This window comes from Lysobacter niastensis (assembly GCF_031457115.1).
Classification (GTDB): domain Bacteria; phylum Pseudomonadota; class Gammaproteobacteria; order Xanthomonadales; family Xanthomonadaceae; genus Lysobacter_J; species Lysobacter_J niastensis_A.
In genome coordinates, this window is the sequence record NZ_JAVDVY010000001.1 from 804,457 (window position 1) to 825,314 (window position 20,858).

Consider the following 20,858-nt stretch of genomic DNA (forward strand, 5'->3'; position numbering starts at 1 on the left):
GCGATATTTGGCCCGGCGGGGGCAGGTCGCGCGAGTGTAGCGCCGCACCCCGGGTCCTCGGCCTGCGGCGAAGTCCGGGGTCGCGCGGGTCCCTCGGACCGCACGAATTTTCTTGTTCTAGGAGTGAAGTTGATGCGATTGGTACTTCTGGGCGCGCCCGGTTCCGGCAAGGGCACGCAGGCCGCGCGCCTCAAGGAACATCTGCAGGTCCCTCACATCTCCACCGGCGACCTGTTGCGCGCCGAAGTCGCCGCGGGCACCAAGCTTGGCCTGGAAGCCAAGGAGATCATGGCCGCGGGCAACCTGGTCAGCGACGAGATCCTGCTGGGCATGCTCGAGGACCGCTTCTCCCGCCCCGACACTGCCGGCGGCTTCATCCTCGATGGCTATCCGCGCAACCTGGCCCAGGCCGATGCGCTGGACCAGTTGCTGGGCCGCATCCGCCAGCCGATGGACTATGCCGTGCAGCTGGAAGTGCCGACCGAACTGCTGGTCGAGCGGATCGCCGGCCGCGCCAAGGCCGAAGGCCGCGCCGACGACAGTCCGGAATCGGTGCGCAATCGCCTGCAGATCTACGACAACTCGACCGCGCCGGTGATCGAGTTCTACCGCCAGCACGGCCAGTTGACCGTCGTCGACGGCGTCGGCTCGCTGGACGAGGTGTTCAACCGCATCATCGAGGCGCTCGCGCCGGTGAAAGAAGTCGGTTGATGTGTTCGACCTCTCCTTTTGCGGGAGAGGCGTCGAGTAATCTCTTGAGCCCTTTTCCGCTTGCGGGAAGGGGTTCGGGTGAGGGCAGGCGCGAGTTCTGGAATCAGCGGGTTCTGGAATCAGGTAGTCCCGCTGCCCCCACACCTTCACCCCTTGCCCTCTCCCGCAAGCGGGAGAGGGGATCAGGTACGGTGCGGGAGTCGTTTCGCCGGACATGCCGGCCGCGTTTGGGAATACGGGATCTTGAAGCTACATATTCTGGGCATCGCCGGTACCTTCATGGGCGGCGTCGCCGCGCTGGCGCGCGAACTGGGCCATGAGGTCGAAGGCAGCGACCAGGCGGTGTATCCGCCGATGTCGACGCAGCTGGAACAACTCGGCATCGCCCTGAAGCAGGGATACAAGCCCGAACACATCGGCGCGGACTGCGACGAGATCGTCGTCGGCAACGCACTGTCGCGCGGCAACGCCGCGGTCGAGCAGGTGCTCGACGACGGACGTCGCTACACCTCCGGCGCACAGTGGCTCAGCGAGAACCTGTTGCCCGGCCGCGACACGATCGCGGTCGCCGGCACCCACGGCAAGACCACGACGACCACCATCCTGACCTACCTGTTGCAGGCTGCCGGGCGCGAACCGGGCTTCCTGATCGGCGGCGTGGCCGAGGACTTCGGCGTGTCCGCACGCGTTGGCGGCGGGCGCGAGTTCGTCGTCGAGGCCGACGAGTACGACACGGCGTTCTTCGACAAGCGCAGCAAGTTCGTCCACTACCGGCCGCTGGTGGCGATCCTCAACAACCTCGAATACGACCACGCCGACATCTTCCCGGATGTCGCCGCGATCCAGCGCCAGTTCCATCACCTGGTGCGCACCGTGCCGCGTCGCGGCCGCCTGATCGTCAATGGCGAGGACGGCCATCTGGCCGAAGTGCTGGCGATGGGATGCTGGACGCCGGTGGAAACCTTCGGCCTGGATGCCAGCCTGCTGCCGCAGACGACGCAGCGCGAAGCCCACGGCGACCGCGCCGACGAGCGGGTCGCCGCGCGCGCCGCGTTCGACTGGACCGCGCGCCTGATCAACGAGGACGGCAGCGCATTCTGGGTCGTGCACGACGGCGTCGAAGTGGGCGAGGTGCACTGGCCGCTGCTCGGCCGGCACAACGTGATGAACGCGCTGGCGGCACTCGCCGCCGCGCATGCGGTGGGAGTCGATGTCGCCATGGCCCTGCCGGCGCTGGCGCAGTTCCGCAGCGTGAAGCGGCGCCTGGAAGTCATCGGCCAGGCCGATGGCATCACCATCTACGACGACTTCGCCCATCACCCCACCGCGATCGCGACGACGCTGGCCGGACTGCGCGCGAAGGTCGGCGATGCCCGCATCGTCGTGGCGATGGAACCTCGCAGTAATTCGATGCGCCTGGGCGCGCACGCCGATTCGCTGGCGCCGTCGCTGGACATCGCCGATGCGGTGGTTTTCCTGCACAGGCCCGAGCTGGCATGGGATGCCGGCAAGGTCGTCGGCGCGTTGCGCGGCGAAGGCGTGGCCGTTCCCGATGCCGATGCGCTGATCGCCGCGCTGCGCGAACGTACGCGACACGGAGACCATGTCGTGTTCATGTCCAATGGCGGCTTCGACGGCGCCCCGCGCCGTTTCCTGGCAGTGCTGCAACACGGCTGAAGGGCCGCGCGCCGGCACGCTTGCCTGCGCGCGCAAGCGCTTTACACTAACTGCGATGCCGAATGCCTCGCCGATCGAGCCGCTAGGGTTGTTTCCGCTGCACACCGTGCTGGTGCCTGGTGCGTCGCTGGGCCTGCGCGTGTTCGAGCCGCGCTACCTCGACCTGGTCCGCGACTGCGGGCGTGCCGGCAAGGGTTTTGGCGTATGCCTGATCCTCGATGGCGAGGAAGTCGGCGCACCCGCGTCCGCGGCGGCCTATGGCACCGAGGCATTGATCGAAGACTTCGGCAGCGGTGACGACGGCCTGCTGACCCTCCAGGTGCGTGGCGCGCGCCGCTTCCATACCCAGCGGGTACGGGTGCGCGACAACGGCCTGCAGGTGGCCGACGTGGAGTGGTGCGATCCGGATCCGGGCGATGCGGTGCGGCCGGAGCACGGCCTGCTGGTGACGTTGCTGGAGCGGCTGATCGAGCGCATCGGCGGCGAGCATGCACAGGCGCCGAAAGCGCAGTTCGACGATGCCGCCTGGGTTGGCTGGCGCCTGGCCGAGTTGCTGCCGTTGCAGGACGAGGAGCGGCAGGCGTTGCTGCAGATCGACGACCCCCACCAGCGCCTGGATCGATTGCTCGCTTTACTTCCTTGAACTGCGGGTAGGAGAAGTGCGCAGCCGCAGCACCGGGGTTCCACTGGAGGGATGCGGCGCTTCTCGCGATTCGAAATCGCCCAGCACGGCCTTGACCATCGCATGGGCTTGGCCGTCGTCGCGCTCGGGCAGCCACAGCGCGGCGACTTCCAGCGGCCGCGACAGGCGCAGTGTCTGGGTGCTGCCAAGCCACAGCGGCGTACCGTCCTGAAGGACGGCCGGCGCCTGCCAAAGACGCAGCGCGTACTGCTCGTCCTCGGACTGGCCGTCATGCAGCAGCACCAGCGTTTCGGCGTGCGCGTCCAGCGTGGCCGGCAGCACCGGCTGATCGTGCGCCGGCGTGTCGTCATCGAGCAGTCCGACCGTCGCCACCCAGTCCGCCTGCGATTGCACGCGCCAGCCCTGTGCGACCAGGCGTGCACGTAGTGGTTCCAGTGGACCGGCGACCTGCACGTCCAATGGCCAGCGGCGACGGATGTCGCTTTCGTTGCGCTGATCCGGCAGCTTGGCCCAGTCCTGCTGCCACCACTGGTCGGGGTCCAGCACGATGGTCGGTGTCGCGGCTTCGAACTTGGCCAGCAGCGCGTCGGCGCTGCGCGGCGCATGCCACAGCGCGGCCAATGCGAACGTGCCATAGAACAGGATGGCCAGCGGACGCATCCAGAACGAGCGTGCGACGTGGCGGCGATAGGCGATGCCCAGCATCAGCAGCCACAGGATGCCGAACAGCGTGCCGCCGACCAGGTCGCTCGGCCAATGCGCGCCGAGATAAAGCCGTGCGAACCCGAGCACCGTGGTGACCACGCCGGCCAGCAGGTACGGCCACACGCGCGTGCGCCCCGGCAGCTCGCGTGCGATCAGCACGGCGAAGAAACCGAAGACGATCGTGCTCATCGTCACCGCGACCGACGGGAAACCGAAGCCGGCCGGGGCGGTCGGCGGGCGCGGCATGTCGATGGCCTGTTCCAGCAGCGAGGTCAGCACCAGGCCGAACACCAGCGCCGCCACCCAGTGCGCCGCCGCCATCCAGCGTCGGCGCCACAACAGATAGCCCAAGGCGACGGCGGCCGCAGGGCCCAGCACCGAGGCATCGCCCAGGCCCGCCAGTGCGGCCATCAGGCGATCCGCCAGCGGGTTGCGCAGGCTCCACATGAAGTCGTGGACGCGGTGATCGATCGCCAGCGGTCCGCCACTGGCCAGCAGCGATGCCAGCAGCGTGAACCAGGCCCAGCTGATCGCCAGCAGGCACACCGCAAGCATCACCAGCGACGGCGACTCCGGGCGGTTGGGATCGATCAACGCCGCGGCGTAGCGACCCAGGTGCGGATGCTCGCGGGTCCAGCGCAGCGCACGCGCGAGCAGGTTGTCGGCATGTGCGGCGAACCAGCGCCAGGTGTAGAGCACGCAGGCCCAGACCAGCGCGATCGCGACCACCAGCGTGGCCAGCGCGATCGCCAGCCGGTCGGCGACTGCGGCGACCGCGTCATAGGACGCTCCCAGCACCCAGCCGGGCGCCAGAAACGACGCCGACCAGATCGCGCAGGCGCCCAGGCTGGGCAGGGCGTAGCGGCGAAACGGCATGTGCAGCATGCCGGCGATGGCGGGCACGAACGGACGCACCGCGCCGACGAAGCGCGCGGTGACGATGCTCTTGACGCCGTGCCGGCGGAACATCGATTCGCCGCGATCCAGCCATTGCGGATAGCGCGAGAACGGCCAGCGGCTGCGCAGCTGCGGACCCCAGCGGCGCCCGATCCAATAACTCAGCGCATCGCCGATGAACGCCCCCAGCGTGGCGCACAGCAGCGCGTACGGTCCGTTGATGTGGCCCAGCCCGATCAGTGCGCCGACGGCGAACAACAGCGGCAACGCAGGTACCACGATGCCCAGGATCACCAGCGCATCGCAGAAAGCGATCAGGAAAATGAGAGCGCCGGCAGCGTTGGGGTTTGCGCTGATCCATGCGGTCGCGCTTTCGAGCCAGGCGGATTCCATCGGGCGATTATAGGCAGCACGCCGATGACACCGCGATGGCCGGAATGCAGGTCGACGATGCGCACGGTTCGCGGCCGGGGCGGGCGATTCCGTACACTGACGCCATGCCGTCCCGTGCCGAAGCCATGCAAGAAGCCATCGAAGTCCAAGCCCTCAAGGCCGACAGCTTCGGCCGGATTTCGCTGATGCGCGATGCGCGCGGGCTGTTCGTGCGCCGCGACCTGGGGCATGTGCCGCTGTGGTTGCGGCTGCCGGCGTGGTGGCTGGCCCGGCGCGAAGCGCGCGCGCTGCATCGAGTCGATGGCCTGGAGGCAACGCCGCAGTTGCTGGGATGGGACGGACGACGGCTCGACCGCAGCTACCTGGACGGCGCGGCGATGTACCAGCGCCCGCCACGAGGGGACGTGGCTTACTTCCGCCGTGCGCGACGCCTGCTTCAGCAATTGCATCGGCGCGGACTCGCGCACAACGACCTGGCCAAGGAGGCCAACTGGCTGGTGCTGGTCGACGGCAGCCCCGCCATCATCGACTTCCAGCTCGCCACTCGCGGCCACCCGCGCTCGCGCTGGATGCGATTGCTGGCGCGCGAGGACCTGCGGCATCTGCTCAAACACAAGCGCACCTATTGCCCCGCTGCATTGACCTGCGTCGAGCGCCGGGTGCTGAAGCGGCATTCCTGGCTCCGCGAGGCCTGGTTCGCCACCGGCAAGCCGGTCTACCGGTTCGTAACGCGCCGGCTGCTGCAATGGGAAGACAATGAAGGTCAGGGACCCAAGCCGTAACCGGCGAGCCCTGAACGGCCGGCCGACCTGGGCCAGGAGGAGGACACCCCCATGCGTACCCTGAGTGGCAAAACCCTGTTCATCACCGGCGCTTCGCGTGGCATCGGCCGCGCGATCGCCCTGCGCGCGGCAAGCGATGGCGCCAACATCGCGATCGCGGCCAAATCCGACGTGCCCAATCCCAAGCTGCCCGGCACGATCCACAGCGTGGCCAAGGAAGTCGAGGCCGCCGGCGGCAAGGCCCTGGCGTTGAAGTGCGACATCCGCGAAGAGGACGACGTCCGCGCCGCGGTGGCCGCCACGGCCGATGCATTCGGCGGCATAGACATCCTGGTCAACAATGCCAGCGCGATCTACCTGAAAGGCACGCTCGACACGCCGATGAAGCGTTACGACCTGATGCAGGACGTCAACGCGCGCGGCACGTTCCTGTGCTCGCAGGCATGCCTGCCGCACCTGCTCAAATCGCCGGACCCGCACATCCTGTCGCTGGCGCCGCCGCTCAACCTCGAACCGAAGTGGTGGGCGCCGCACACGGCCTATACGCTGGCGAAGATGGGCATGAGCTTCGTCACGCTGGGCCTGGCCGCCGAGTTTGGTCCGCAGGGCGTCGCGGTGAACGCACTTTGGCCGCGCACGGTCATCGCCACCGATGCCATCAACATGATTCCCGGTGTGCAGGCGGAGCAGTGCCGCAAGCCGGAGATCGTGGCGGACGCCGCGCACGTGGTGCTGGCTCGGCCGGCGGAAGGCTTCTTCGGACACTTCCTCATCGACGACGACGTGCTGTTCTCGGCCGGCATCACCGACTTCGCCCAGTACGCCGTCGACCCGAGAGCGCAGCATCTATTGCCCGACCTGTTCCTCACCGAGTCGCAACTGGCGAGGAAGCCGCGCTAACCATCAACCTCCTGGTGGCGGCAATGGCTGCCCGCAGCGAAGGCAATAGCCGGCCAAGGGGTCATGCCCTTGCTGGCCGCATCCGCCGCAGACGCGATGGTCCGCGTGGTCTTCGCGAACATCGCTGCGCAGGCCGCTCGCCAGTTCGGCCGTATAGATGCCGGTGGGCACGGCGATGATGCTGTAGCCGATCAGGATCAGCAGCGAGGTGATGAACCGTCCCAACGCCGACTGCGGAGCGATGTCGCCGAACCCGACCGTCGCCATGGTCACGATCGCCCAGTAGATGCTGGTCGGGATGTCGGTGAAGCCGTGATGGGGGCCTTCGACCACGTACATCAGCGCGCCGAAGACCACGGCGATGGTGACCAGCGCCGACAGGAACAGCAGGATCTTGCGCCGGCTGCGCACCAGTGCACCGATCAGCACGCTGCCTTCTTCGACATACTGCGTGAGCTTGAGCACGCGGAACAGCCGCAGCATGCGCAATACCCGCACCGCCAGCAGGCTTTGGCTGCGAGGCAACAGCAGCGACAGGTAGGTCGGCAGAATCGACAGCAGGTCGATCACTCCCCACAGGCTCAGTGCATAGCGCAACGGGTGGCGCACCACGATCAGCCGCATCAGGTATTCGATGCTGAACAGCAGCGTGAACCCCCACTCCAGCCGGTAGAGCAGGCTCGCATGACGGGCGTGGATCGACGCAACGCTGTCGACCATGATCACCAGCACGCTGGCGAGGATGGCCACGATCAGCAGCAGGTCGAAATTGCGCGCCAGGCGCGTGTCGTGGCGGTAGATGATGTCGAACCAGGTCCGGCGCCAACCCGATTCGCTGGCCGGCTCGTGTTGCGGATCGAGTTGCAGGCGCATGGGGACCCCTTGGCGAGGCAGGGCCGTGCGAGGCGGAGGCGGGCGATTGTGCCGGGCGACCGGTGTGCGCGGCGCGAGGGATCAGGCCCGGACGCGGGCTCCGCGATCGGCGACAATGGCGCCTTCAATCCCCCCCCATTTTCTCATGTCATGACCGCTTCAACGTCCGACCTGTACTCGCTCTCCGAACGCTACTACCTGCCGGTGTATCGGCCACGCCGCATCGTCCTCGACCACGGCCAGGGCGCGCGCGTCTGGGACCGTGACGGTCGCGAATATGTCGATTTCGGCGCAGGTATCGCGGTCAATGCGCTCGGCCACGCCCATCCGGCGCTGGTGGCGGCGCTGACCGAACAGGCCGGCAAGCTCTGGCACACCAGCAACGTGTTCGTCAGCGAGCCGCCGCTGCGCCTGGCAGAGGAACTGGTCGCTGCGTCGCGTTTCGCGCAGCGCGTGTTCTTCTGCAATTCCGGCACCGAGGCCAATGAGGCCGCGGTCAAGCTGGCGCGCAAATGGGCGACCGCACAGGGCCGTACGCCCGATCGCCGCGTCATCCTCAGTTTCCGCGGCAGTTTCCACGGTCGCACGCTGGCGGCGGTCACCGCGACGGCCCAGCCCAAGTACCACGAGGGTTTCGAGCCGCTGCCGCCGGGCTTCCGTTACAGCGAATTCAATGACTTGGAGGCAGCGCAGGCCGCCATGGCCGCCGGTGACGTCTGCGCCGTACTGGTCGAACCGGTGCAGGGTGAGGGCGGCGTCACGCCGGCCAGCGAGGAATTCCTGCTGGGCCTGCGCGCGCTTTGCGATCGCCACGGCGCCTTGCTGGTCCTCGACGAGATCCAGTGCGGCATGGGCCGGACCGGGCACCTGTTCGCCTGCCACGCGTTCGGCGTCACGCCCGATGTCGTCACGCTGGCCAAAGCGCTCGGCAGCGGCTTCCCGATCGGCGCGATGCTGGTGGGCGAGAAGGCGGCCGACGCGATGCAGTTCGGTGCGCACGGCACCACGTTCGGCGGCAACCCGCTGGCAGCGGCGGTGGCGCGCGCCGCGTTGCGGGAGTTGTCCTCGCCCGCCCTACTCGCCAACGTCGCCAGGCAGTCGCTGGCAATCCGCGACGCGTTGTCGGCGATCGACGCCGACCTCAAGCTGTTCTCCGAGATCCGCGGCTGCGGCCTGATGCTGGGCGCGCAGTTGCGCGAACCGTTCCAGGGTCGCGCCGGCGAGATACTGGACCGCTGCGTCGAGCACGGCCTGCTGCTGTTGCAGGCCGGTCCCGACGTGCTGCGCTTCGTGCCGGCGCTGAACATCAGCGATGCCGACATCACCGAAGGCCTGCAGCGGCTGCGCGCGGCGTTGACGGCGTTCGTGCAGCCGACTGGCTGACGCGCGGGCTGGAAGCCTCGACGCCGTCGCCGCAGCACGCGGTCGACGGCGTCGTTATGTTTACAGCGTGCCGAACGCGGCCTGCGCTGCTTCGAGCGTGTGCTTGATCTCGGCCGGGCCATGCGCGCTCGACATGAAGCCGGCTTCGAATGCCGACGGTGCCAGGTACACGCCGCGTTCCAGCATCGCGTGGAAAAACGTGTTGAAGCGGTCCGTATCCGATGCCTTGGCATCCTCGAAGGTCTCCACCGGTCCGTGGCGGAAATACAGGCCGAACATGCCGGGCGCGCGCGTGGTGGTGAAGGCGATGCCCGCTGCATGCGCGGCCGCTTCCAGCCCGTCGCACAACGCGTGCGTGTTGCGTTCCAGCGCGTCGTGGAAACCCGGTGCCTGGATGAGTTCCAACGTGGCCAGTCCCGCCGCCATCGCAACGGGGTTGCCGCTGAGCGTTCCGGCCTGGTAGATCGGGCCGCTCGGCGCGACCTGCTCCATCAGCTCTCGACGACCGCCGTAGGCACCCACCGGCATGCCGCCGCCGATGATCTTGCCGAAGGTCGAAAGGTCGGGCGTGATGCCGTAGCGCTGCTGCGCGCCGCCGAGCGCCACGCGGAAGCCGGTCATCACCTCGTCGAAGATCAGCACGGTGCCGTGCTTCGTGCACAGCTCGCGCAGATGCTGCAGATAGCCATCGCGCGGCAGGATGCAGTTGGCGTTGCCCACGATCGGCTCGATGATGAGCCCGGCAATTTCATTGCCGGCGTCGTTGAACAGGCGCGTCGCCGCGTCGAAGTCGTTGTAGGGAAGCGTCAGCGTCAGGTCCGCCAATGCAGCCGGCACGCCAGGCGAGTTCGGCAGGCCCAGCGTCATCACGCCGCTGCCGGCCTTGACCAGGAAGCTGTCGCCATGGCCGTGATAACAGCCTTCGAACTTGATGATGCGCGAACGTCCCGTCGCGCCGCGGGCGACGCGGATAGCCGATAGCGTGGCCTCGGTGCCCGAGTTGACCATGCGCACCATTTCGCAGCTCGGCACGATGCTCGTGATCGCCTCGGCCATCGTCACTTCCAGCGCGTTGGGCACGCCAAAGCTCAGACCGTCGCGCATGGTCTTCTCGACCGCGGTCAGCACCTGCGGATGCGCGTGTCCGGCAATCATCGGGCCCCAGGAGCCCACGTAGTCGACGTAACGATTGCCATCGACGTCGTAGAGGTAGGCGCCTTCCGCGCGCTGGGCGAAGAACGGTTCGCCGCCGACCGACTTGAATGCACGCACCGGCGAATTGACGCCGCCGGGAATCAAATCCTTGGCGCGGGTGAACAGGGCATGCGAGCGGTCTTGGTTCATGGCGTGGGGGCTTCTTTGAAACAGGAGAGGTAGGCGCGCACGGCGGCGGCAGGGTCGGGGGCGTCGAACACGCCGCTGATGACGGCGATCAGGTCGGCGCCGGCCTGGACCAGCGGAAGGGCATTGTCAGGCGTGATGCCCCCGATCGCCACCCGCGGCAGGCCGAACTGCGCGGCGTCGCGCAGCAGGTCCGGGGTGGCGCGACGGGCATGCGGTTTGGTCGGCGAGGGGTAGAACGCGCCGAAAGCCACGTAGTCCGCGCCAGCGGCCGCGGCGCGGCGCGCAAGTGTCAGATCGGCATAGCAGGAGGCGCCCAGGATGGTGCCGGCAGGCAGAGCCGCCCGGGCCGCGACGAGTTCGCCGTCGTCCTCGCCCAGGTGGGTCCCGTCCGCGCCGATCGCCGCCGCCAGGCGCCAGTCGTCGTTGATGATCAGCGGTACGCGCCACGCACGACACAGTGGCAGCAACTGCGTCGCCTGATGTTCTCTCAGCGGCCCGTCGGCCGTCTTGTTGCGGTATTGCAACCAGGCTGCGCCCGCCTGCAATACCGTTTGGACCCGTGCCAGCAGTTGCGTCGTGTCGTTTTCGTCGGGAGTGATGGCGTAAACCCCGCTTCGGGGCCAGGGCGAATTCATGCTCGGAGCTTCCGTGGGCGCGGGCGCGGTGGGACAATGCCCCCTTCGCAAACACGCATTATCCGCCCATGTCCGAGATTGCCGCGACCACCACCTTCCGCACCTGGATGTGCGTCGTCTGCGGTTTCATCTACGACGAAGCCCAGGGGTTGCCGGAAGAGGGCATCGCCCCGGGGACCCGTTGGGAGGACGTGCCGGACACCTGGACGTGCCCGGATTGCGGCGTCACCAAGGACGATTTCGAGATGATGCCGCTCTGAGGCGGCGCGTCCCGTTCAGTTTCCGGCCTCGATTCCGGGACCGAATTTCAGTTCCGCGCCATCTTTCAAGCCGATCCGCGCCGCTTCGCCGGCGTTGAGCTCAAGCACGTACCGGGCCGGAGCATTGCTGGGATAAGGCGGGCAGCGATCGCCAAGCGAACACGGCGGAACATCGCGCTGCTGCGACACCAGCTTGAGCGCATCGTCGAAATACAGGATGTCCAGCGGAATCTTTGTGTTCTTCATCCAGTAGGCGAGCGGTTCCTGACGCTCATGAATGAACAGCATGCCGTGATCGACGGCCAATTCGTCGCGGAACATCAGGCCGCGAGCGCGTTCGGCATCGTCGTCGGCGATCTCAATGGCATAACGCTGCCCTCCGAGTTCAACCCACAGGCCGGTTCCCGACGCGCAGCCGGCCAGGGCCAAGCCGCAAAAAACCAGCAACACACGCATTGCGGACATGATCAGCTCCATAAGCAGGCGAACAAGGGGCGAGATGGCGAACATCAGCGAGACGATGATCGGCAGTCAAGTTCGCTCGCGGAAAAAATCTTTGAAAAACCTCTTCCAAATTCCGTTGTGCATGTGCACAATGCGCGCCCCGCTGAGGTGAAGCGATTGATCGCGGCGGGGACGCGCAGAAAGGCGGTTTTGACCGGTTGACGGAATCGAAGCTTGCTGTAAGATGCGCGGCCCGCTGGAAGGGATGGCCGAGAGGCCTGAACGGAGCAGCGGGGAGCCAAAAAAGATGACCGGCACGGTGTTGACGGAATCGAAATTGGCTGTAAGATAGTCGGCTCCCTCGGGCACTTTGGTGATTCGGGGCGAGTAACGGGAAAGGCGCTGAGGCCGGCCCCGAGGATCTTTGACAGTGTGCGCAGGTGACTTGTGCGGGCGTCTGGCCGGTGGATGACTGTCCATCAGCAGACGTTCGTAACAGAGTCCAAAAGATTCAAGAAAGCATGCAAATGCGAGTACTCGAGTAAATAGGGCTCAGGAACGACGACTGCACTCAAAAAATTGACGAAGCCTTCGGGCCGAGTCGAAACATTTAAGTGAAGAGTTTGATCCTGGCTCAGAGTGAACGCTGGCGGCAGGCCTAACACATGCAAGTCGAACGGCAGCACAGCAGTAGCAATACTGTGGGTGGCGAGTGGCGGACGGGTGAGGAATGCATCGGAATCTGCCTATTTGTGGGGGATAACGTAGGGAAACTTACGCTAATACCGCATACGACCTACGGGTGAAAGTGGGGGACCGCAAGGCCTCACGCAGATAGATGAGCCGATGCCGGATTAGCTAGTTGGCGGGGTAAAGGCCCACCAAGGCGACGATCCGTAGCTGGTCTGAGAGGATGATCAGCCACACTGGAACTGAGACACGGTCCAGACTCCTACGGGAGGCAGCAGTGGGGAATATTGGACAATGGGCGCAAGCCTGATCCAGCCATGCCGCGTGAGTGAAGAAGGCCTTCGGGTTGTAAAGCTCTTTTGTCCGGAAAGAAAAGCATTCGGTTAATAACCGGGTGTCATGACGGTACCGGAAGAATAAGCACCGGCTAACTTCGTGCCAGCAGCCGCGGTAATACGAAGGGTGCAAGCGTTACTCGGAATTACTGGGCGTAAAGCGTGCGTAGGTGGTTTGTTAAGTCTGATGTGAAAGCCCTGGGCTCAACCTGGGAACGGCATTGGATACTGGCTTACTAGAGTGCGGTAGAGGGGTGTGGAATTCCCGGTGTAGCAGTGAAATGCGTAGATATCGGGAGGAACATCTGTGGCGAAGGCGACACCCTGGACCAGCACTGACACTGAGGCACGAAAGCGTGGGGAGCAAACAGGATTAGATACCCTGGTAGTCCACGCCCTAAACGATGCGAACTGGATGTTGGGTGCAATTTGGCACTCAGTATCGAAGCTAACGCGTTAAGTTCGCCGCCTGGGAAGTACGGTCGCAAGACTGAAACTCAAAGGAATTGACGGGGGCCCGCACAAGCGGTGGAGTATGTGGTTTAATTCGATGCAACGCGAAGAACCTTACCTGGCCTTGACATGCACGGAACCCTGCAGAGATGCGGGGGTGCCTTCGGGAACCGTGACACAGGTGCTGCATGGCTGTCGTCAGCTCGTGTCGTGAGATGTTGGGTTAAGTCCCGCAACGAGCGCAACCCTTGTCCTTAGTTGCCAGCACGTAATGGTGGGAACTCTAAGGAGACCGCCGGTGACAAACCGGAGGAAGGTGGGGATGACGTCAAGTCATCATGGCCCTTACGGCCAGGGCTACACACGTACTACAATGGTAGGGACAGAGGGCTGCAAACCCGCGAGGGCGAGCCAATCCCAGAAACCCTATCTCAGTCCGGATTGGAGTCTGCAACTCGACTCCATGAAGTCGGAATCGCTAGTAATCGCAGATCAGCATTGCTGCGGTGAATACGTTCCCGGGCCTTGTACACACCGCCCGTCACACCATGGGAGTTTGTTGCACCAGAAGCAGGTAGCTTAACCTTCGGGAGGGCGCTTGCCACGGTGTGGCCGATGACTGGGGTGAAGTCGTAACAAGGTAGCCGTATCGGAAGGTGCGGCTGGATCACCTCCTTTAGAGACTAAAGACAGCTAATTGCCTGTCAGACGTCCGCACAAGTGACCTGCATTCAGAGTTCCCGGTAACGCCCAGGGCGATTACCGCGGGAGCGTCCCGTTTTATATGGGGCTTTAGCTCAGCTGGGAGAGCACCTGCTTTGCAAGCAGGGGGTCGTCGGTTCGATCCCGACAAGCTCCACCAAACCAGCCGTGCACGACTTTTGGGTCTGTAGCTCAGGTGGTTAGAGCGCACCCCTGATAAGGGTGAGGCCGGTGGTTCGAGTCCTCCCAGACCCACCACCATTCCCGAGACGAACTCTGAACTGCGCACACACATGAAGATTTGAAACGGATGCGGCGTTGAGGCCGGATTCGTGTTCTTTGAAAATTGGGATGTAGCGAAACGTTTGAGATTTGAATGTCCAGACGTGTCGTAGAGGCTAAGGCGAGTGTCTTCGGACACTTTATTAATTGAGTCGTTATATTCGAGTTCGGGCTTTGTACCCCCGAACCCAATGACTCCGAGGCGACTTGGGGTTATATGGTCAAGCGAATAAGCGCACACGGTGGATGCCTTGGCGGTCAGAGGCGATGAAGGACGTGGCAGCCTGCGAAAAGTGCGGGGGAGCTGGCAACAAGCATTGATCCCGCAATGTCCGAATGGGGAAACCCACCTCGCAAGAGGTATCGCATGGTGAATACATAGCCATGCGAAGCAAACCCGGAGAACTGAAATATCTAAGTACCCGGAGGAAAAGAAATCAACCGAGATTCCCTAAGTAGTGACGAGCGAACGGGGACCAGCCCTTAAGTTGAATGAGTTTTAGCAAAACGACCTGGAAAGGTCGGCCATAGACGGTGACAGCCCGGTATGCGAAAGGGCTCATTCAATGAAATCGAGTAAGGCGGGGCACGAGAAACCCTGTCTGAACATGGGGGGACCATCCTCCAAGGCTAAATACTCCTGACCGACCGATAGTGAACCAGTACCGTGAGGGAAAGGCGAAAAGAACCCTGGTGAAGGGAGTGAAATAGATCCTGAAACCGTGTGCGTACAAGCAGTCGGAGCCCGCAAGGGTGACGGCGTACCTTTTGTATAATGGGTCAGCGACTTACTGTTTGTGGCGAGCTTAACCGTATAGGGGAGGCGAAGGGAAACCGAGTCTGATAAGGGCGCATAGTCGCAGGCAGTAGACCCGAAACCGGGTGATCTAGTCATGCCCAGGGTGAAGGTTGAGTAACATCAACTGGAGGCCCGAACCCACTCCCGTTGCAAAGGTAGGGGATGAGGTGTGATTAGGAGTGAAAAGCTAATCGAACCCGGAGATAGCTGGTTCTCCTCGAAAGCTATTTAGGTAGCGCCTCGGACGAATACTGCTGGGGGTAGAGCACTGTTATGGCTAGGGGGTCATTGCGACTTACCAAACCATGGCAAACTCCGAATACCAGTACGTACTATCCGGGAGACACACGGCGGGTGCTAACGTCCGTCGTGAAAAGGGAAACAACCCAGACCCACAGCTAAGGTCCCAAATTCATCGCTAAGTGGTGAACGATGTGGAAAGGCACAGACAGCCAGGAGGTTGGCTTAGAAGCAGCCACCCTTTAAAGAAAGCGTAATAGCTCACTGGTCGAGTCGGTCTGCGCGGAAGATTTAACGGGGCTAAGCGATGAACCGAAGCTTGGGGTGCATAACTTTGTTATGCGCGGTAGAGGAGCGTTCCGTAAGCCGATGAAGGTGGATTGAGAAGTCTGCTGGAGGTATCGGAAGTGCGAATGCTGACATGAGTAACGATAATGCGGGTGAAAAGCCCGCACGCCGAAAGCCCAAGGTTTCCTTGCGCAACGTTAATCGACGCAGGGTGAGTCGGCCCCTAAGGCGAGGCAGAAATGCGTAGTCGATGGGAAGCTGGTTAATATTCCAGCACCTCGCGTAAGTGCGATGGAGGGACGGAGAAGGTTAGGTCTACCGGGCGTTGGTTGTCCCGGAGAAAGGCGGTAGGTGTGGGTCTTAGGCAAATCCGGGACCCTTTAACACCGAGCACCGAGACGAGCTCATTAGAGCGAAGTGACTGATACCACGCTTCCAGGAAAATCTCCTAAGCTTCAGCTTACGCAGACCGTACCGTAAACCGACACAGGTGGGCAGGATGAGAATTCTCAGGCGCTTGAGAGAACTCGGGTGAAGGAACTAGGCAACATGGCACCGTAACTTCGGGAGAAGGTGCACCCCTTTTGGTGGCTCATGCGAGCTATAGCTGAGAGGGGTCGCAGTGACCAGGCCGCTGCGACTGTTTATCAAAAACACAGCACTCTGCAAACACGAAAGTGGACGTATAGGGTGTGACGCCTGCCCGGTGCCGGAAGGTTAATTGATGGGGTCAGCCGCAAGGCGAAGCTCTTGATCGAAGCCCCGGTAAACGGCGGCCGTAACTATAACGGTCCTAAGGTAGCGAAATTCCTTGTCGGGTAAGTTCCGACCTGCACGAATGGCGTAACGACAGCGGCGCTGTCTCCACCCGAGACTCAGTGAAATTGAAATCGCTGTGAAGATGCAGCGTTCCCGCGGCAAGACGGAAAGACCCCGTGAACCTTTACTATAGCTTTACACTGAACGTTGAGTTCGTCTGTGTAGGATAGGTGGGAGGCTATGAAACCCTGGCGCTAGCTGGGGTGGAGCCAACCTTGAAATACCACCCTGTCGTGCTTGACGTTCTAACCTAGGTCCGTAATCCGGATCGGGGACCGTGTATGGTGGGTAGTTTGACTGGGGCGGTCTCCTCCCAAAGTGTAACGGAGGAGCTCGAAGGTACGCTCAGCGCGGTCGGACATCGCGCACTGTGTGCAAAGGCATAAGCGTGCTTGACTGCAAGATCGACGGATCAAGCAGGTAGGAAACTAGGACTTAGTGATCCGGTGGTTCTGTATGGAAGGGCCATCGCTCAACGGATAAAAGGTACTCCGGGGATAACAGGCTGATACCGCCCAAGAGTTCATATCGACGGCGGTGTTTGGCACCTCGATGTCGGCTCATCACATCCTGGGGCTGTAGTCGGTCCCAAGGGTATGGCTGTTCGCCATTTAAAGTGGTACGCGAGCTGGGTTCAGAACGTCGTGAGACAGTTCGGTCCCTATCTGTCGTGGGCGTTGGAGATTTGAGAGGGGCTGCTCCTAGTACGAGAGGACCGGAGTGGACGAACCTCTGGTGTTCCGGTTATCACGCCAGTGGTATTGCCGGGTAGCTATGTTCGGAAGCGATAACCGCTGAAAGCATCTAAGCGGGAAGCGCGCCTCAAGATGAGATCTCCCGGGAGCTTGACTCCCCTAAAGGAACCATCAAGACCAGGTGGTTGATAGGCAGGGTGTGTAAGTGCAGCAATGCATTGAGCTAACCTGTACTAATGATCCGTGTGGCTTGACCATATAACCTCAAGTGGCCTTGGACTCGACGACGCGTCGACGTTCAGACCAAAAGTTTCGCTACAGTCCCAACCCATTCGCCGACGACGGGCATCCGTCCGAAGCACCCAACGAGAGCGTGTGCGCGACTCAGTCCACCGAGATCCGCGACCCTCCACCCTCTCCCTGGTGATAATAGCTGTGTGGAACCACCCGATCCCATCCCGAACTCGGAAGTGAAACGCACACGCGCCGATGGTAGTGTGGCTTAAGCCATGCAAGAGTAGGTCATCGCCAGGGGCTTTATCCCCAAAACCCCAGCTCTCGCGAGCTGGGGTTTTGTCTTTGTGCGGCCGGATAATCCGCGCGGCGGACAGGACATCTCGGGATGCCCCAGGCCTCTGGCTGGCGGTCTTCCTGCCCGTATCGATGGCGCCCCATTCCCGATAGCTGAGCATTATCTCCGCATGCTTCTCGGAGTCGTGAACCCCGCTGACTCTGATAATCCAGGCTGGCCAGCGTTCAATATTCCAGGCCTCCGCTGAGCGCGGATTGAGCAATATAAATCTGGCTGCCCAAGGGCGCGCGTTCCGGAGCCACACCGATTCGATAGCTCATGGGTAGGCCTGCCCCGCAATCCTGCCCGGAGCCCTGCTAACGAGAGCGACCAGCGAGCCGGATTAGGCATAGGGAAGACTGACCGCTGGCGGTTCCGTGGCACGGCGTGTGCCGCTCCCGCTTGTTACGAGGGCTTTCGTAGAGCCCCGGTGGACCACCATGGCCCTTAGAACTCCTCCTCGTCGCCGCAGCACGATCGAATCCGGACCGGTCAGCGGATCTTCCTTTGTGCCGGCGAGGCCCGCCGGCTAAGGGATCTGGAGTGGAATGCGGCGACGGATCGCACCGACGGGTGCTTACGCAGGTCAATAACCCGTTACGCCGCGCGATCCACTGGTAAGACTCAGAGGACGGTCGGCGGTTCCCCGCCCACGATCACGACATCCGCCGGTCGACGTGCGAACAGGCCGACGCTGACCACGCCCGGGATCTGGTTGATCGCCTGCTCCAGTCCGACCGGATCGACGATGGACAGGCCATGGATGTCGAGGATGACGTTGCCGTTGTCGGTGACCACGCCATGGCCGTCGGCGTCCTGGCGCCATACCGGCTGCGCGCGCGTCATGCCCTGGATCTGACGTGCGACCAGGCTGCGCGCCATTGGAATGACTTCGACCGGCAGCGGAAACCTGCCGAGCACGTCGACGCGTTTACTCGGATCGATGATGCAGACGAACTTCTCGCTGGCCTCGGCGATGATCTTCTCGCGGGTCAGCGCGGCGCCGCCGCCCTTGATCAGGCGCTTGTGCGGATCGCACTCGTCGGCGCCGTCGACATACAACGAAAGCGGCCCGGTGGCGTTGAGGTCGAGCACCTCGATGCCGTGGCTACGCAGGCGCTGCGTGCTCTGTTCCGAGCTGGATACGACACCCTTGATGCGGTCCTGGATACGGGCCAGCGCGTCGATGAAATACGCGACGGTCGAGCCGGTGCCGACGCCGACGATCATGCCGTCCTCGACATACTCGATGGCCTTTTCGCCGGCCAGGCGCTTGGCTTCGCTCATGGGTTATCCGATGTCATTCAAGGGAGAGGAGGTGCTTCCACTGCGCCGCCGTCACCGGGAACACGGAAAGCCGATTGCCACGACGGATCAGCGCGAATTCCTCGCCGAGGCGGTCGGCATGCTGCTTGATCTCGTCCAGCGAAATCGTCCGCCCCAGCTTGCGATCGAAAGCGACGTCGACCAGGAACCAGCGCGGTTCCTCGTGTGAGCTTTTCGGGTCGTAATAGTCCGACTTGGGATCGAACTGGGTCGCGTCCGGATAGGCCTTGCTGGCCACGGTGGCGGTGCCGACGATGCCGGGCACGGCGGTATTGGAATGGTAGAACAGAACGCCGTCGCCGACCTGCATGCCATCGCGCATGAAGTTGCGCGCCTGGTAGTTGCGCACGCCGTTCCACGGCTCGGTGCCGACGCGCTGCAGGTCGTCGATGGAGAAGGCGTCCGGTTCGGACTTCATCAGCCAGTAGCGGCGGCGTGCGCTCATCGGGGCGGCATCAGGCGGTTTCGGATGCGACATTGTAGGTCGCCGACTCAGTACAGACCGCGTCGAGGGCGACATCCCAGTCGGCGCGCTCTAGCGCATCCACGCGTTGGACTTCGAAGGCGGCCCCTACCAGCCATGGCGGTGCGGCCTGTTGTTGGCGGAACGCGAAGCTGCGGTCGTACCAGCCGCCGCCCATGCCGAGCCTGTGGCAGGAGCGGTCGAAGCCCACCAGCGGCGCGACGACCAGGCTCATCTGCCCGGCGTCGAGGAGGGCATCGGTGGAGAGATCAGGTTCGGGGATGCCGTGCCGATTGCTGACCAGCGGGTCGCCCGGACGCCATGGGGCGAAGCGGAGCTGGCCATCCTCATGCAGGACCGGCAGGCAGTACACGCATTCACGCGGTAGCCGCAGTTGCCAAACGTGCAGGGCGATCTCGCCATCCATCGCCCAGTAGCCGGCGACATAACCCGATGCAGGCGCAAACGGCAATGCCAGCAGCCGTTGCGCCAGGCGTTCGGCGCCGGCGATGCGTTCGCTCGCAGGCAAGGCACGGCGGCGGTCGCGGAGTTCGCGGCGCAATGCCGCGCGGTCAGCCGTCATGCGGCGCGGATCCCTGTTGTGAACTCGCTGTTGTGAACTCGGCGCGCGGGATGGCCGCCGCATGGACAAAAAAGAACAGGCGCGAAGTCGCGCCCGATCTTGGGTTGGAGCCGCAGGATAACGCAGCCCCGGAATGGGAAGTCCTCCGCCAATGGCGATGCTTGCGAAACGACCTTGAACCCGGGGTTCAAGTGGGGACGCTTGGATGCCGTCGGGCTTCCCGCTACAAGGCGGACCTGCACTCCGGGCTTCCGCCGCATCCCCGTGGTCGTCAATAAGGGACAAGGCGAATGTTTGCGCAAGCTGTCGTGCACAGCAGAGGACGTGGAAGAAGTATAGCGCGGGAGTCGGGTAGGGCGTGGCCGCTCGTCGGCACGAAAAAGGCCAGGTTCAGCGGGCCTGGCGTCAGCGCGCAGTGACGTCGAACAGGTCGTCGAGACGGCGGCGCAAGTCGTTGAGCGTGCGAGAAAGTTCGCGATCCCGGCCTTCGCCATCGCCGCGCACCTGCTGCAGTTCATGTGCAAGATTGAGCGCGGCCAACACGGCGACGCGATCGATTGCCGCCATACGGTTGCTGCCACGGATCTCGCGCATCTTCTGGTCGAGCAGCTTGGCGGCGGCCAGCAGGCTGTCGCGTTCGTCGGGCTCGCACCCCACCGTGTACTCGCGATCGAGCACGCGGATGTTGACCGGTTCGCTGGTGGAACTCATGGCGCGGAACTCACGTGTGCTGCTCCAGCGACTTCAATCGGGCGATCATCGCCTCCACGCGCATGCGCGCCTGTTCGTTCTTCGCCAGCAAGGATGAGCGTTCGCCGATCAGTTGCTCCTGCTGCTGGCGCAGGCTGCGGTTCTCGTCGCTGAGACGACGCGTCCGCTCGGCCAGCTCTTCGAGGCGGGCGGATAGCGACTGCAGTTCGGCGATGAGCTCGGCACGGTCCATGGCGGCACGATAGCAGGGCGCG

Annotated in this window: 17 protein-coding genes, 2 tRNA genes, 3 rRNA genes and 1 other RNA gene; 12 read left to right on the forward strand and 11 right to left on the reverse strand. The window is 63.6% G+C overall.

All coding sequences use genetic code 11. The annotated features are described in order from the left end of the window. Positions 1–132 precede the first annotated feature (132 nt). The 3 genes from J2X06_RS03690 to J2X06_RS03700 all read left to right on the forward strand — a co-directional run bounded on the left by J2X06_RS03690 (position 133) and on the right by J2X06_RS03700 (position 3,031). The gene (locus tag J2X06_RS03690) at positions 133–711 is read left to right on the forward strand and encodes an adenylate kinase (protein WP_310058429.1); all 579 of its coding nucleotides are present in this window, start codon (positions 133–135) and stop codon (positions 709–711) included. 279 nt (positions 712–990) lie between these two features. Next, positions 991–2,388, forward strand: coding sequence for a Mur ligase family protein (locus J2X06_RS03695; protein ID WP_430539536.1), 1,398 nt, complete (start codon positions 991–993; stop codon positions 2,386–2,388). A gap of 55 nt (positions 2,389–2,443) precedes the next feature. Next, on the forward strand, positions 2,444–3,031 hold the full coding sequence (locus tag J2X06_RS03700; protein WP_310058432.1) for an LON peptidase substrate-binding domain-containing protein: 588 nt from the start codon (positions 2,444–2,446) through the stop codon (positions 3,029–3,031). On the opposite strand, the gene J2X06_RS03705 is transcribed toward J2X06_RS03700, so the two are convergent. After that, on the reverse strand, positions 3,020–5,026 hold the full coding sequence (locus tag J2X06_RS03705; RefSeq protein WP_310058434.1) for a bifunctional DedA family/phosphatase PAP2 family protein: 2,007 nt from the start codon (positions 5,024–5,026) through the stop codon (positions 3,020–3,022). The two genes, J2X06_RS03700 and J2X06_RS03705, sit on opposite strands and share 12 nt — an antisense overlap. Positions 5,027–5,151: 125 nt before the next feature. Between J2X06_RS03705 and J2X06_RS03710 the strand changes: the two genes are divergently transcribed. After that, entirely contained in the window at positions 5,152–5,808 is a 657-nt protein-coding gene (locus J2X06_RS03710) for a serine/threonine protein kinase (RefSeq protein ID WP_310061214.1), read from the forward strand. A 51-nt stretch (positions 5,809–5,859) separates the two neighbouring features. Continuing rightward, complete coding sequence (locus J2X06_RS03715; protein ID WP_310058436.1) at positions 5,860–6,708, forward strand: SDR family oxidoreductase; 849 nt, start codon at positions 5,860–5,862, stop codon at positions 6,706–6,708. 3 nt (positions 6,709–6,711) lie between these two features. Here the strand turns inward: J2X06_RS03715 and J2X06_RS03720 are convergent, their stop codons facing one another. Beyond that, positions 6,712–7,581 carry an ion transporter gene (locus J2X06_RS03720; RefSeq protein WP_310058440.1) on the reverse strand — a complete coding sequence of 290 codons (870 nt, stop codon included), beginning with the start codon at positions 7,579–7,581 and terminating at the stop codon, positions 6,712–6,714. Between the two features lie 150 nt (positions 7,582–7,731). On the opposite strand from J2X06_RS03720, the gene J2X06_RS03725 reads away from it, so the two are divergent. Next, positions 7,732–8,964, forward strand: a complete 1,233-nt coding sequence (locus J2X06_RS03725; RefSeq protein ID WP_310058443.1) for an acetylornithine/succinyldiaminopimelate transaminase — start codon at positions 7,732–7,734, stop codon at positions 8,962–8,964. Positions 8,965–9,024: 60 nt separating this feature from the next. Here J2X06_RS03725 and hemL read toward each other — a convergent pair whose 3' ends face one another. Both hemL and thiE read right to left on the reverse strand, forming a co-directional pair. Next, a complete protein-coding gene (gene hemL / locus J2X06_RS03730; RefSeq protein WP_310058445.1) occupies positions 9,025–10,308 on the reverse strand; it encodes a glutamate-1-semialdehyde 2,1-aminomutase in 1,284 nt (427 codons plus the stop codon). Next, on the reverse strand, positions 10,305–10,943 hold the full coding sequence (gene thiE / locus J2X06_RS03735) for a thiamine phosphate synthase (RefSeq protein ID WP_310058448.1): 639 nt from the start codon (positions 10,941–10,943) through the stop codon (positions 10,305–10,307). Before thiE ends, hemL begins: the two co-directional genes overlap by 4 nt. Before the next feature lie 68 nt (positions 10,944–11,011). On the opposite strand from thiE, the gene J2X06_RS03740 reads away from it, so the two are divergent. Continuing rightward, positions 11,012–11,203: a rubredoxin gene (locus J2X06_RS03740; protein ID WP_137832669.1), complete on the forward strand. Its 192-nt coding sequence runs from the start codon at positions 11,012–11,014 to the stop codon at positions 11,201–11,203. 15 nt (positions 11,204–11,218) lie between these two features. On the opposite strand, the gene J2X06_RS03745 is transcribed toward J2X06_RS03740, so the two are convergent. Further along, positions 11,219–11,668, reverse strand: coding sequence for a DUF192 domain-containing protein (locus J2X06_RS03745; RefSeq protein WP_310061216.1), 450 nt, complete (start codon positions 11,666–11,668; stop codon positions 11,219–11,221). A 590-nt stretch (positions 11,669–12,258) separates the two neighbouring features. Between J2X06_RS03745 and J2X06_RS03750 the strand changes: the two genes are divergently transcribed. The 5 genes from J2X06_RS03750 (at position 12,259) to rrf (ending at position 17,484) form a co-directional block, all read left to right on the forward strand. Continuing rightward, positions 12,259–13,803: ribosomal RNA gene (locus J2X06_RS03750) — 16S ribosomal RNA — on the forward strand. 108 nt (positions 13,804–13,911) lie between these two features. Further along, positions 13,912–13,987, forward strand: a tRNA-Ala gene (locus J2X06_RS03755). Between the two features lie 21 nt (positions 13,988–14,008). Next, a tRNA-Ile gene (locus tag J2X06_RS03760) sits at positions 14,009–14,085 on the forward strand. A 243-nt stretch (positions 14,086–14,328) separates the two neighbouring features. After that, positions 14,329–17,208, forward strand: a 23S ribosomal RNA gene (locus J2X06_RS03765). A 161-nt stretch (positions 17,209–17,369) separates the two neighbouring features. Further along, positions 17,370–17,484, forward strand: a 5S ribosomal RNA gene (gene rrf / locus J2X06_RS03770). Together the 16S, 23S and 5S rRNA genes with 2 tRNA genes alongside form the textbook arrangement of a ribosomal RNA operon. Before the next feature lie 661 nt (positions 17,485–18,145). On the opposite strand, the gene rpiA is transcribed toward rrf, so the two are convergent. The 6 genes from rpiA to J2X06_RS03800 all read right to left on the reverse strand — a co-directional run bounded on the left by rpiA (position 18,146) and on the right by J2X06_RS03800 (position 20,836). Beyond that, positions 18,146–18,808, reverse strand: a complete 663-nt coding sequence (gene rpiA, locus J2X06_RS03775; protein ID WP_310058451.1) for a ribose-5-phosphate isomerase RpiA — start codon at positions 18,806–18,808, stop codon at positions 18,146–18,148. Between the two features lie 13 nt (positions 18,809–18,821). Then, positions 18,822–19,292 carry an EVE domain-containing protein gene (locus J2X06_RS03780; protein ID WP_310058453.1) on the reverse strand — a complete coding sequence of 157 codons (471 nt, stop codon included), beginning with the start codon at positions 19,290–19,292 and terminating at the stop codon, positions 18,822–18,824. 10 nt (positions 19,293–19,302) lie between these two features. Continuing rightward, positions 19,303–19,893, reverse strand: a complete 591-nt coding sequence (locus J2X06_RS03785; RefSeq protein ID WP_310058456.1) for a 5-formyltetrahydrofolate cyclo-ligase — start codon at positions 19,891–19,893, stop codon at positions 19,303–19,305. A gap of 138 nt (positions 19,894–20,031) precedes the next feature. After that, a non-coding RNA gene (gene ssrS / locus J2X06_RS03790) (6S RNA) lies at positions 20,032–20,218 on the reverse strand. Positions 20,219–20,298: 80 nt separating this feature from the next. Then, entirely contained in the window at positions 20,299–20,604 is a 306-nt protein-coding gene (locus J2X06_RS03795; RefSeq protein WP_310058459.1) for a cell division protein ZapA, read from the reverse strand. A 10-nt stretch (positions 20,605–20,614) separates the two neighbouring features. Beyond that, positions 20,615–20,836, reverse strand: coding sequence for a TIGR02449 family protein (locus tag J2X06_RS03800; protein WP_310058462.1), 222 nt, complete (start codon positions 20,834–20,836; stop codon positions 20,615–20,617). Positions 20,837–20,858: the final 22 nt, after the last annotated feature.

What these genes read in the sequence shown, in the direction of transcription:
- J2X06_RS03690 (WP_310058429.1), top strand. Translation starts at nt 133, where the DNA reads ATGCGATTGGTACTTCTGGGCGCGCCCGGTTCCGGCAAGGGCACGCAG.
- J2X06_RS03695 (WP_430539536.1), top strand. Translation starts at nt 991, where the DNA reads ATGGGCGGCGTCGCCGCGCTGGCGCGCGAACTGGGCCATGAGGTCGAA.
- J2X06_RS03700 (WP_310058432.1), top strand. Translation starts at nt 2,444, where the DNA reads ATGCCGAATGCCTCGCCGATCGAGCCGCTAGGGTTGTTTCCGCTGCAC.
- J2X06_RS03705 (WP_310058434.1), bottom strand. Translation starts at nt 5,026, where the DNA reads ATGGAATCCGCCTGGCTCGAAAGCGCGACCGCATGGATCAGCGCAAAC.
- J2X06_RS03710 (WP_310061214.1), top strand. Translation starts at nt 5,152, where the DNA reads ATGCAAGAAGCCATCGAAGTCCAAGCCCTCAAGGCCGACAGCTTCGGC.
- J2X06_RS03715 (WP_310058436.1), top strand. Translation starts at nt 5,860, where the DNA reads ATGCGTACCCTGAGTGGCAAAACCCTGTTCATCACCGGCGCTTCGCGT.
- J2X06_RS03720 (WP_310058440.1), bottom strand. Translation starts at nt 7,581, where the DNA reads ATGCGCCTGCAACTCGATCCGCAACACGAGCCGGCCAGCGAATCGGGT.
- J2X06_RS03725 (WP_310058443.1), top strand. Translation starts at nt 7,732, where the DNA reads ATGACCGCTTCAACGTCCGACCTGTACTCGCTCTCCGAACGCTACTAC.
- hemL (WP_310058445.1), bottom strand. Translation starts at nt 10,308, where the DNA reads ATGAACCAAGACCGCTCGCATGCCCTGTTCACCCGCGCCAAGGATTTG.
- thiE (WP_310058448.1), bottom strand. Translation starts at nt 10,943, where the DNA reads ATGAATTCGCCCTGGCCCCGAAGCGGGGTTTACGCCATCACTCCCGAC.
- J2X06_RS03740 (WP_137832669.1), top strand. Translation starts at nt 11,012, where the DNA reads ATGTCCGAGATTGCCGCGACCACCACCTTCCGCACCTGGATGTGCGTC.
- J2X06_RS03745 (WP_310061216.1), bottom strand. Translation starts at nt 11,668, where the DNA reads ATGTCCGCAATGCGTGTGTTGCTGGTTTTTTGCGGCTTGGCCCTGGCC.
- rpiA (WP_310058451.1), bottom strand. Translation starts at nt 18,808, where the DNA reads ATGAGCGAAGCCAAGCGCCTGGCCGGCGAAAAGGCCATCGAGTATGTC.
- J2X06_RS03780 (WP_310058453.1), bottom strand. Translation starts at nt 19,292, where the DNA reads ATGAGCGCACGCCGCCGCTACTGGCTGATGAAGTCCGAACCGGACGCC.
- J2X06_RS03785 (WP_310058456.1), bottom strand. Translation starts at nt 19,893, where the DNA reads ATGACGGCTGACCGCGCGGCATTGCGCCGCGAACTCCGCGACCGCCGC.
- J2X06_RS03795 (WP_310058459.1), bottom strand. Translation starts at nt 20,604, where the DNA reads ATGAGTTCCACCAGCGAACCGGTCAACATCCGCGTGCTCGATCGCGAG.
- J2X06_RS03800 (WP_310058462.1), bottom strand. Translation starts at nt 20,836, where the DNA reads ATGGACCGTGCCGAGCTCATCGCCGAACTGCAGTCGCTATCCGCCCGC.